The 12534-nt window shown below is 40.3% G+C and carries 4 protein-coding genes; 1 reads left to right on the plus strand and 3 read right to left on the minus strand.

Going from position 1 to position 12534, the window contains the following annotated elements; genetic code table 11:
• Window positions 1–137 precede the first annotated feature (137 nt).
• The gene (locus OZX76_RS02565) at window positions 138–10976 is read left to right on the plus strand and encodes a DUF1542 domain-containing protein (RefSeq protein WP_277180665.1); all 10839 of its coding nucleotides are present in this window, start codon (window positions 138–140) and stop codon (window positions 10974–10976) included.
• A 71-nt stretch (window positions 10977–11047) separates the two neighbouring features.
• On the opposite strand, the gene OZX76_RS02570 is transcribed toward OZX76_RS02565, so the two are convergent.
• From OZX76_RS02570 to OZX76_RS02580, 3 genes are all read right to left on the minus strand, one after another.
• Window positions 11048–11758, minus strand: a complete 711-nt coding sequence (locus OZX76_RS02570; RefSeq protein WP_277180667.1) for a Bax inhibitor-1/YccA family protein — start codon at window positions 11756–11758, stop codon at window positions 11048–11050.
• Between the two features lie 80 nt (window positions 11759–11838).
• Window positions 11839–12129: a type II toxin-antitoxin system YafQ family toxin gene (locus OZX76_RS02575; RefSeq protein ID WP_277133819.1), complete on the minus strand. Its 291-nt coding sequence runs from the start codon at window positions 12127–12129 to the stop codon at window positions 11839–11841.
• The gene (locus tag OZX76_RS02580) at window positions 12119–12382 is read right to left on the minus strand and encodes a type II toxin-antitoxin system RelB/DinJ family antitoxin (RefSeq protein WP_277133820.1); all 264 of its coding nucleotides are present in this window, start codon (window positions 12380–12382) and stop codon (window positions 12119–12121) included. The genes OZX76_RS02575 and OZX76_RS02580 overlap by 11 nt, the downstream gene beginning before the upstream one ends.
• Window positions 12383–12534 lie beyond the last annotated feature (152 nt).

Consider the following 12534-nt stretch of genomic DNA (forward strand, 5'->3'; position numbering starts at 1 on the left):
ACAATGAAAGATATATGCTAATCTGTTTAATACATAAAATGAAGCGCTTTAATTGATTAAGAATTTATAAAAGAATATGATGACTTTGTAAAGTGTTTGAATATATTTATTTTATATATCTATCGTAGGAGCAAAAAATGTTAGGAAAAAATAATTTTAAAGAGAGATTACGAAAAATGAGTCTTGAGTCGAAGAAAGATCGTTTTTCAATTAGAAAACTAACAATCGGCGTTGCGTCGGTCTTGCTCGGTTTTACCTTTATGGGCGTTAAGGGGCAAACTGTAAAGGCTGACACTGTGCAGCCAGAACAAAACCAAAGTGCTTCAGCAACCCCAACTGCTGAATTAGACAGCAAATCAGAAGCTAAGTCTGATGCTTCTGCGAATAAGAGCAGCCAAAACTTAACGACTTATGCTGGGTTAAAGTCGTTCTTGAGGGATGATTCTTCAGAAGCTAAGCCAGAGGAACCTGCTAAAACTCCAGACAAAGATGATCAAACGCCACCAACTACTGATGAACAAAAGCCGGTAACCACTCCGGATGAGAACCAGACGCCGATAGCACCTGATCAAAATACCGATCAACCAGCTACTAAGCCAGATGAGAATGGTCAAAAACCAGACTCTGATACAGCGGTTAATATTACCACTGGTGCTGAAGATAACGCTGCAGCAGCGACGACAACGCAAAAGCAAAAACCACAAGCAAAGGGCTTACTCGAGACGCTTAACTTGGCAACGACTACGGAGTCTTCGGTTAATGTCGGTTCTTGGGTCGGGTTACTTGCTGCATTCAATAACAGTAATATTCATGAGATTAATATTATTAGTAATATTCAGGCTCCAACTGCTGGGGTGAGTGATATTACTGTTGCGACCAGACCTTTGGTAATTAAGTCTGCAGTCGCTGACCCAGATAATCCTGGTGATAGTCCGCGGTATACAATTGATTTCCAATTGTATCGGCCAAGAGACTTTAATATTACCCCCAATGTAAACATTACTTATGAAAACTTAAACATTTACAGTCGGACCTTTTACGGTTTGATGCAGACGAGTAGTAATACCCGAGCAATTGTTAATTTTAAGAATGTTAACTTTATTGGCTCGCAGATGATGTATGTTGGTGCGCATACAGAAGTGCATTTTTATGGCACTAATACAGCCCAAACGGTCAAAAGTTATACCAATGATTGGGGTACTTATAATGCTGAAGCTTCTAACCAGCAGTTATTTGAATTTACCAGAAAAGGCGGCCGTTTGATTTTTGAAAATGGTACTCAATTTACGGGGACAACATATAGCGGTAATGTTATTGAAATGACTAATGGGACAACTGGCTCAGATACAATCAATGGTGAGCAATTAGCTAATGACAACGAAGTAATTGTTAAGTCAGGGGCCGATGTCACCCTAAATCCTAAGGGCGGTAATATGCCTGATAGTGCAAATAGTGTTGAAAATAGTGATTCTGCTAATGGGATCTTGATATATAGCGGTCAAGGCTCAGTTGATATTCAGCAAGGTGGTAATATCAACATTAATGTTGGTGGTACAACTGATTACACCGGAACAATCAATAACCGTAAGGCTAAGGCAATTAACTTGGCTGATAGCGGTTCTAGCTTGACGGTTGAAGACGGTGGCAATTTAAATATTGTGACTAATGGCAATATCAGTGATAAAAAGAAAAAGGGTCCAGCAAGTACTTTAGTTAATATTGGTGGTAACTTAATTGTTGGCAAAAAGGCGAACTTTAATATTACTGGGACCAATATGGGTAATTTTGCCGGAACGTTGATGAACATTGGCGGTACTTCCGAGATCACCGGCAGTGATTTTAGGATTAAGCTAACTGACAACCCTGGTACTGGTAAGTTAACGCTGCTTAATCCGGGTAATGGGACGACAATTACTAACCCTGATGACTTCCTGCTTGATCGGGGAACCAATACTGCTGCCAATATTATCTCAACGGGTAACTTCACGCTTAACAGTGTTAGATTAAAGCAACCAGGTGAAACGGTTTCGAATGCTTTTAGAACATTTGGCTTTAAAGGCAATACTGATGGTACGTTAACAACGTTAGATACTGCGATTGAGGGGATTAGTCCAAGTGATGAAAGTGCTGCAATTGCGTTAATTAATAATCAAGATCTGCCAACTTTGGAGTTTATTAGTGCTAATGATGGTTTCTTGGCAATCGATCCCATTACAGATGACGATATTGAAATTGATAATGACGATAATGAAATAATTACCGGTTATGCTAACGAAGGTGGTGCTTATATTGCTGCAGTAATGCCTAATAGTGATCGGTTAGGCGAGATAACTAGTCCGTACCATAAAGAAGCCGATCAAGGAATTAAGTATGCGGCTGTTTCCGCTGATACTCCAGAAACTAGTGGTGCTCATCAAGGTAAATTTAAGTTTACTATTACGGTACCTAAAGCTAGTCTTACTGGTATTACAACGGGAAGCATGGTCACGTTAACAGCTACCAAGAACTTTGTGGAAGGTGACCCATCACTAGAAGATCCACAAAATCCGCAAACAGCAAAATTGTACGCTGTAGATGAAATTGCAGCTAAGCGGCAGGCAGATGCAGCTAAGGCAATTAATGATGCAGCAGATGCAGCAAAGCAACAGATAAATACCTTGTTTGGTGAGGATACTGCTAAAGCACAACCGTATCTTGACGCAATTGATGAATGGGTCAATAAGTCAACGGCTAATGATCCAACTTCTGCTGATTCGGTTTACGGTACAACTGATAAGGATGAAATAATTAATCGTCGCGACACGGCAATTACTGCGATTAACCAGCAGGTAACTGATGCTGAAACAGCAAATGCAAAGGCTGCACGGGAGGCAGCTAAACAAGAAGTTAAGGAATATGCCCAAAAGGCTAACCAATATTTAGGTACCACTGATGATGAGAAAATTCAAGCTGCCGTTACTGCTGCTAATAAAGCAATCGATGAGGCAACAGGTGATGGTATTGATACAGCGGTAGTGACGGCTAAGAAAAATATTTTAGCTGCATTCAAGGCTCAGGCCCAAGCGGCTATAACTGAGGAGACCACTACTAATTCGAATAAGATTAAAAACGTCTTCGCATTATCATCGACACAAAAGACGAAGTATGATGATGAACTGCAGTCTGCTACTACAGACGGCACAAGTGCAATTGACGCAACTACTGATTTGGATACTGCTGGTCAAGCCTTTCAAGATGCAAAAACCAATACTGAAAAAGTCTTTGATACTGCTAAGACGATTTCAGAATTGCGGACATATAAAAATACGTTGAAGCAAAAGTATCCAAGTTTGGCCGATGAACTCGAGAGTGAGTCAGCAACTTATGAAGAGCAGATTGACGCTGGCACCAGTGATCTGGCTACTGGTAAAGCTGCCCTTGACAAGATTGTTACAACGCATAATGCTACTGCGACTACTGAATTACAGACAGCTTATGATAAGGCTAAACAGGAGCTTGCGAGCAGTTCTAATTCCAAGGTTCAAGATGCGTTAACTGCAGCCCAAGATGCAATTAATGCAGTGGGCACTGCTGGGGACGAAGCTGATATGACTGCTAAAAAAGAGGCAGCCCAAACGGCAATTGATAAGTTGAACGCGTTAATTTCATTGCAAAACGAGGCTGCTAGTGAAAAGTCGAAGTATGCCGCAATGTATCCTAATGATGCTTCTGTTGTCGAACAGATTAATTCGGATATTGATACTGCGTTAGAAGCGGCAATTGACAAGATAACGAATAGTTCCACAACCAAAGATAATTTGCAAGAAGTAACAACCGCTGGCATTGTGGGCATTGACCGCGTTGGTGCTAAGACACAGCTTGAGCAAAAGGCGCAAGAAATTAAAGATCAAATTAATAACCTGTCAGGTTTAAGTGCTGGCGAACGTGATGAGCAAATTCAAAAAGTAGAGGACTTGTTGACTAACAGCAAGGACACTGGTTATCAAGATCAAATCGATCACGCAGCTAGTCAAGATGCGGTTAACACGTTAACTACCGCTGGTCTGACTGCGCTGAATAATTTATTGACAGACCAAACGTTAGCTTCTGAAAAGAATAATGCAATTATTAAATTACAGGATGCACAAAAAGCCGCTAATGATCAAATTGACGGTACTAGCTTGAGTGATGCCGACAAAGCTAAATATAAGCAGGACATCCAAGATCAAGTTGATCAAGGAATTAGCAATATTCAAGCAGGGACGTCGCAGGGCGCAATTAACGATGCCGAAGTAACTGCCGAGAATCATATTAATGACATTGTAACTAATGCTAATACTCAGGATACTACATTGCAGGCTGCGCAAACTGCCGCAATCAATGACCTTAACCAATATGCACAAACCGCTAAGAATATGATTGACAGTTTGCCAGCTGAGCAGTTGAGTGCTAGTGAAAAGGAAACCTACAAGAATCAAATTGACCAAGCTGTTACTGCGGCAACTAATAACATCAATACCGCAACAACGCTAGAGGATGTTACTAGTTCCAAGACAATTGGTAAGACTAACATTGATAAGGTTCAAGTAGTTGCCGATTTAGCAGCTGCTAAAGCTAAGGCAGTACAGGAGTTAACGGCTTCGCAGACAGCTAATAAGCAAAAAATTGATGAATTGTTTACCGCAGGCAAGATTGATGCCGCTAAGCAAGCTGAGCTAAAGGGCAAGATTGATGACTTTTACAATGATGCCGTTGACAAAGTCAATCATGATACCTCAACTGATCGAATCACGGTTGATAAGGATGCTGGAATCAAGGCAATGAATGGTGTGGCAACTGATGCTGCTAACACTGCTAATCAAGAAGTTGCAGATGCTAAAGATACCGCGTTAGATAATGATGGTAATCCAATTGGCTTAAATAATTTGGCTGAGCAACTCAAAGAGCACATTGAGCAAGATAGTAATTTAGGGCCAAGCCAAAAATTAGATTACCAAAAGCAGATTGATGATGCTTTAAATAGTGCTAAGGCCGATGTTGCTGCAGCAGAGACAACAGATGCTGTTAAACAAGCGGCAACTGATGGTCGGACTGCAATGTTGCAGATTAAAGATGCCGCAGATTTGCAATCAGCTAAAATTGCTGCTGAACGAGCATTATTGGCCAAGCATGATGCCATAATTGAGGCAATTAACCAAAAGAACAACATCGATAGTGACGGGAAGGCGGCTCTAATTGCTCAAGTTGAGTCTGCGTATAATACCGCTTTAGGCAAGGTTGATAACCCAACACCAGCAACAATTAACCAAGTTAATACTGAGCGCGATAATGGTATTGACAACATGCAAAACGTTTTAATCAGTGCCGGAGACCTTGATAGTTCAATTAAGGAATACCAAGATAAGCTTGACCAAGTAGCTCAGGATGCAGTTGAGCGAGTTAATAATTCGTCAATGACTGATGACGCTAAGCAAGAAGCAATTACGGAAATTAACAAAGCTCGTGATGATGGTAAAAAGGAAATTGCTGCTCAAGATAATTTGGCTGATATTAAGACTGCCGAAGCAGCTGGTGAAGCCGCAATTTTAAAGGCAGAAAAAGATACTAGTTTAGCTGCTGCTAAGGATGTTGCCAATAAGCAAATTGATGATGCAGTTACTAGTGCTAAAGAAGAGCTCAGTGATCCAGATCGCGGTCTGAATGCTGCTGAAATTGCTGCCGCTGAAGCTGCAATTGATACAGCTGCGATTGACGCTCACAATAAGATTAATGCGGCAACAACTGAATCAGCAGTTACTGCTGCTGAAAAATTGGGTCAATCAACAATTTATCAAGAAGTTGATAAGGCAGCATTGGTTGCAAAGAAGCGTCAAGCTAAAGAAGAAATTCAAGCTGCAATTGATAAAGAACAATTTAGCGAAGAAGATAAGCAGAAAGCCCAGAAGATTATGGATACTGCTACTACTTCGATTGATAAGGCGACTAATAATACAGATATTAAGGTTGCCAAAGATTTAGCTTTAGCAGGAATTAAAAATATTAAAGATGCTGCTGATCTGAATACCGCTAAAGATGCTGCGATTGCTGCTCTTGATAAAGAGTTAAATGGTGATGCAGCTACTGGAGATCCAGGAATTTTAGCACAGATTGCTAATAACCATGACTTAACTCCTGAGGAAGTAACAAAATATCAGGATCAAGCTAAAGAAGCTTATGATAAAGCAGTTGCTGAAATTAATGGTTCTGAAGATGGAGCGTCAATTCCAGCTAAGGAGCGTACTGGAATTTTAAATATTGACCAAGCTTTGGTTGACGCCATCTTGCAGAATAAGAAGAATAAGGCTGATACGGAACTGGAGCAGTTTGCTAAAGATGCCGCAACTGCAATTGATCAGTTGGAGTTGGATCAAACTAAAAAGGATAGTTTGAAGAGCTTAGTTAATAGCGAATTGGAAAAGGCAAAGGATAAGATTAATGCTGCAACCGATGAAACTGGAATTAATACGGCTTTAGTTGACGGTAAGACGGCAATTAGTAATATTAGCGGTCATGCAACTGATGAAGAATTGACTCAGGCAATAACGAATGCCATCGCTGATTTGCAAGATAAAGCAGATGATGTCAAGAAGCAGATTGCCCAGTCTTACAATGATGGCAAGATAGATCAAGACCAATACAAGCAATTGAACGACCAAGTTCAGACTGCTCTTGATAATGCAACAACAGCCATTAATCAGGCAACAACTCCGGCTGAAGTTTCCTCAGTAGCAGCAACTGGTGTAACATCTATTGCCGCAGTTGGCACTGCTAAGGGTATCGAAGAAGCCTTGAATGATAACTTGACGGCTTTGAATAATGCTGCCGATCAGGCAAATCAAGCAATTGATGCATCATCGAGTTCACCTGCTGAAAAGAAGGAGCAGAAGGCTGCAATTGAAGTTGAACGAGTTAAGGCTGCAGATAAGATTAAGGCTGCCAAGAACACATCTGATCCAATCACCAATATGGCGGCTGCTAAGGATGATGGCGTAAAGACAATTGCGAATATTTCTAAGCTTTATGGTGACAAGGATGCCGCAATTAAATATTTGAAGAAAATGGCTGATGCAATTAAAGCGCAAATTGCAGAGCTTGCTAAGAATCCGTCTGATGCAGCTAACCCATATTTGAGTGCTGGTGAAGTTGCGGCCGCTAATAAGGCAGTAAACGATGCGCTGGATGCAGCTATTTCAGCAATTAATGCAGCAGCGGATAATAATGAAATTGATTCAGCCAAAACTGCTGGTGATGCAGCAATTACTAACTCAACTTTGCCAGCACAATTAATAGTTGAGAAGAACAAGCAGATTGCAGCAATTAATGCTTACGCTACCGGCGCAAATGGTAACGGTGCAATTGATGGCTTAGGCTTAACCGATGAGCATAAGACAGCTTTGAAAGCCCAAATTGAGACGGCAAGAAAGAAAGCCGTTGACAAGATTAATAATGTTCAATTACCAGCTAATCCTACGACTGCTGATTTGACAGATGCGACAGCGGCAATTACCGATGCTGAGCAGGGTAATGTAACAAGCGGCGATGTAGCCGACTTTGGCGAGGCAGGCATTAATACAATTGTTAATGCCGCTAAGGATCAAGGAACGCTAAACCATAAGAATGACAACATTAAGGCACTAGAGCAATATGCTGCTGACGCAAAACAGAAGATTGAGCAATTGGGCTTGCCAGCAGATAAGCAACAGGACCAAAAAGCTGCGGTGGACGCTGAAGTTACAAAGGCCAAGGCCGAGATTTTGGCTGCTGCTGATGCAACTGCTGCCGATAGGGAATTATCCACAGGCAAGACAAACATTGACAATGTTCTGAAGAGTGCGCAACTTGACGGCAAGAAGTGTGCAGCCCTTGATGCTGTTAAGGATGAACAAACTAAGGCAATTACCATTGTTAATAAGTCGAGTCTGACGCCGGAGCAAAAGAAGGCGGCAATTGCGGAGATTAACGGTGTTTATGCTGGTATCAAGCAAAACATTGAAGCAACTTCTAATGATTCTGATCTTGACACTGCTAAAACAGATGGTATTAACAAGGTTCAGGATATTTTAAACAAAGAAAATAGTGAAAATCACCAATATTTCAATAATGAAATCGAAAATACAAAGGACTTGGCAACTGATTACAGTAAGTTAGAGTTAACTACCGATGAAAAGTCCAAGTACAGCGATTTAATTGCGAAAGTTGAACAAGGCATCGGTGATCTCAATAAATCGACTGATTTAGAAGCAGCAGTTAATGCTTATGACAGCGGCAGAACTGCATTGAACAAGTTGATTGCTGATAAAGATGTTAATGATGCGGCCCAAGCAGTCAAGGATAAGATTGACCAGATTCCAGATGATGTTTTAAGTGCTGCCGACAAGGAAGCGTTGAAGGGTAAAGTTAATACTGCTGCTGATAAGGCAACGAGTGCTATTAACAATGTTGATGCACCTGCTGGGGATGTTGCTGGTAAGGCTGACAAGATTAATCAAATTAAGACGGATGGCATGAAAGATATTGCTGCTTATGATACTCAGGCATTGGATCACACTAAGACCGATGCTAAGAATAAGTTAGAGCAAGAAGCAGACGATGCCAACACGGCAATTGATAATTCAACTTTGAGCGATGAACAAAAGACGGAGCAGAAGCAAAAGATCCAGGATGCTTTGACAAATGCTCAAGGTAAGGTTGATGACGCAACTGATCAAGCTGGAGTTAATACGGCTTTGACAGATGGCAAGACAGCAATTGATGATGTTTCAAAGACGACTACAATCTTGCTTGAGCAGAATCAAGCAATTAAAGATTTACAAGATGCTGCCGATAAAGCCAATACAGCAATTGATGCTTCTAACTTATCTGATGAGGATAAGGCTGCAAAGAAGGCAGACGTTGCTGCTGCAGTAGAAGATGCACAATATAGTATTGGTCAGGCAACAACTAGCGATGACATTCAAACTGCTTTGACAACTGGCAAGACAGCAATTGAACAGGTAGTAACGGATGCGAACTTGCAAGCTGCTAAGAATGATGCTAAACAAGATTTACAAACTGCAGCTGACAATGCCAACACGGCAATTGATAATTCAACTTTGACTGATGAACAAAAGACGGAGCAGAAGCAAAAGATTCAGGATGCTTTGACAGATGCTCAGGGTAAGGTAGATGCAGCAACTGATCAAGCTGGAGTTGACACTGCTTTGTCAGATGGCAAGACAGCAATTGAACAGGTAGTAACGGATGTGAACTTGCAAGCTGCTAAGAATAATGCCAAACAAGATTTACAAACTGCAGTCGATAATGCCAACACAGCAATTGATAGTTCTAATTTGACCGATGAACAAAAGACGGAGCAGAAGCAAAAGATTCGGGATGCTTTGACAGATGCTCAAGGTAAGGTAGATGCAGCAACTGATCAAGCTGGAGTTGACACTGCTTTGTCAGATGGCAAGACAGCAATTGATACTGTGACAACTGGTACGACGCTCCTTGACACGCAGCACAAGGCTGAAGAACAATTGCAGTCAGCAGCCGATAAGGCTATCACAGCAATTGATAATTCAAACTTGACTGAGGCAGAAAAGACAGAGCAAAAGCAAAAGGTACAGGATGACTTAACGGCAGCTAAGGATAAGATTAACCAAGCAACTGATCCCGCTGGTGTCGCAAGTGAGTTGAGCAAGGGTAAAGATTTACTTACTGCTAGACAAGATGCAATCACTAAGATTGATCATGCTTACACCACGGCTAAGGAAAGGCTAGCTGCAGGAGAAATTAGTCCAACGCAATTGGCTGACGCTAAGCAAAAAGCATTGGAAAATTTAGATAATGCAGCAACTGGTGCTGATATTAATAATGATCTTTCTAATTGGCTGCGTGATATTGCTAAGTCAGCCGTTCAAGATGCAGCCAGCGCAGCTGATCAAGCTATTGACAGTAACACTAGTTACAGCCAATCTGATAAGACCAAGCTCAAGGATAAAATTGCCGAATTGTTAAACGAAGCAATTAAGGATCAGGGTGCAATTGATCATGCAACTGATCACGATGGTATGATTACCGAACGCAATAATGCGATTGAGGCAATCATCAAGCATTACACTGATACAGCAACAATTAATCAAGTTTTGCATAGTAATGATAGCAGTTCAAATAATGGTTCAACGGTAACACCGACACCACTGCCAGTAAGTAAGAAGCAAACTTTACTACACAACTCTTACGTCTATGATGAAGCTGGTCAGCGGGCTAATAAGTTAGTGCTGAAAGCTGGTTCGACAGTCAAGACTTATGGTACTAAGGAGATAGCTGGTCAGACTTACGTAATTGTTCACAGTCAAGGTCAAGAATATTACCTAGTTGCTGAGAACATCATTGGTAAGTCAGCTAAGTTAAGCCATAATGCTTATGTCTACAACCATGCTGGTAAGCGTGTCGGCAAGACAGTGCTCAAGAAGGATAAATCGATTGCAGTTTATGGCAGTCCGGTCAAGATTGCTGGTAAGCAGTACTATATCATTGGCGCTGGTAGATATGTCAAAGCAGCTAATGTCAAGACTATGATAAATACCAATACTGCGAGTCAGCCAACGACTTTAGGACCGAATGAAAAACCGTTGATGCACAACGCATATTTGTACAATGAACAAGGTGAGCGTGTCAGCGAAGTAGTGCTGACTAGCAATTCGATTGTTGAAATGGCAGGCAGTTTGACCGTTAATGGCCGCGAGTTTACTAAGTTGACTAACGGTTATTATGTCGCAGCTGCTAATGTTACTGGCATTGAGCAAAAGTTGACGCACAATGCGGCTGTTTACAATAAGTCTGGTAAGCAAATTGGTAAAAAGGTGATGAAGAAAGGTAAGCAGGTCACTGTTTATGGTGATCCAATTACGATTAAAGGTAAAAAGTATTACATTATTGGTCGCAACCAATATCTTAAGGTAAGTAATTTTTAGATAAATTATTTACTCCTAACAAAAAACGCTAAGCTGAAAAGCCTAGCGTTTTTGTTTGGAAAATTATGCTGTTAATTATTGTTATTGCCATATCCAAATATCTCAAGGATAAATAGAAAAATGTTAATAAAGTCAAGGTAGAGTTGCAAGGCACCTAAGACGGCCAGACCGTTGGTTGAAACCTGATTGCCATAATTGTTGTAAATTAGCTTCATCTTGTTGGCATCGCTGGCAACTAAACCAGTGAAGATAATTACACCAATGAAGGAAAAGATGTAAGTAATTGCTGGATTATGCAAAAACAGGTTAACTATCCATGCGATGAAAAAGCCAAATAGTGCGGCACCGAAATACGCGCCCCAGTTGGTTAGGTCCTTTTTGGTAAAAGTGCCAAAGGCAGCCATTGCGATGAAGACAACACTTGAAGAAACAAAGGCAGTTGTCAGCTGCGTCCCCGTGTAAAAGCCGGCAATTAGGGCAAATTCAAAACCATAAATCACTGCTAAAATCATTAACATGATGAAGCTGGCTAGAGGATTGCGATTAGCCTTGAAGCTAATGCCCATTGATAAGGCAAAAGGAACCAGCAAGATCACCCACATTATTGCCACCGGCATCTGCATGACCGCACTTCTAAAGACGGTCATCGTCAGGTAAGAGGCAAGAGCGGAAACCAGAACTGCCACGCCCATCAAGGCGTACATTTTAGTTAAAAAACTGTTAGTGTCAGAGATGCTGCGGATTTGCCGCCGTTGCTCTGGATTAGTATCAAAATTATTCATAAGAATTTCCTTTCTATTTGGTTTGACTTGTTACTAAATTAACACAATTAGGCTACCTAGTGAAGTAAAAGGAGATAAATCTAGACTAATCTGTTTAAATTATCATGCGTACCTAAATCGATTAATACTAAAATTAACTCTTTCTTTTTGTTATCGAAACTATAGATTAATAACCAATCATCATTATATTGGCGGTCAATATGTAATTCACGAAAATTTTTAAATAATTTATGATCTTTATGTACTTTTAAAAATAATTGATTATTTTCTTGAATAGCTTTAAGGCAATCAATGATTTTGTTCATTGGATAATGTTTTTTAGCATAATATTTATAAGATCTTTTAAACCGCTTGGTAGGATTAATCTTCACTATTCATTGCCTTAATAAAATCATTAATTGAGTTATAGCTGCCAGCATAATCTTGGTTTTCCGCTTCTTGAATAGCTTGAGTAAGTTCCGTAACTGGCCGTAATTTTAAGGGAATACTTTTTGTATGTTGCACTTCTTTAAGATACATTTTTATTCCTGTACTTAAGTCAAGACCATAATATTTAAAAATTGCAGTAACCTCTTTTTTCTCTTCTTCAGGAATTTTAAAATTTACTTGACTAATTTTGGTCATTTTTGGTTCCTCCATCTATTAATCTTAACTATATTATATATAAAAGCTATAAAATTACTAGAAAAATCTATCTTTTATATAGAAAAAATATTTTTTATGCTATCGCAATACTTTTCTCGCATTTTCCTGTAAAATAGAGATGTTAATCAGTG

It is taken from the genome of Lactobacillus sp. ESL0677 (assembly GCF_029392875.1).
Lineage (GTDB): Bacteria > Bacillota > Bacilli > Lactobacillales > Lactobacillaceae > Lactobacillus.

Bases quoted from the DNA above. Each gene is read 5' to 3' on its own strand.
- OZX76_RS02565 (WP_277180665.1), top strand. From the start codon at position 138: ATGTTAGGAAAAAATAATTTTAAAGAGAGATTACGAAAAATGAGTCTT.
- OZX76_RS02570 (WP_277180667.1), bottom strand. From the start codon at position 11,758: ATGAATAATTTTGATACTAATCCAGAGCAACGGCGGCAAATCCGCAGC.
- OZX76_RS02580 (WP_277133820.1), bottom strand. From the start codon at position 12,382: ATGACCAAAATTAGTCAAGTAAATTTTAAAATTCCTGAAGAAGAGAAA.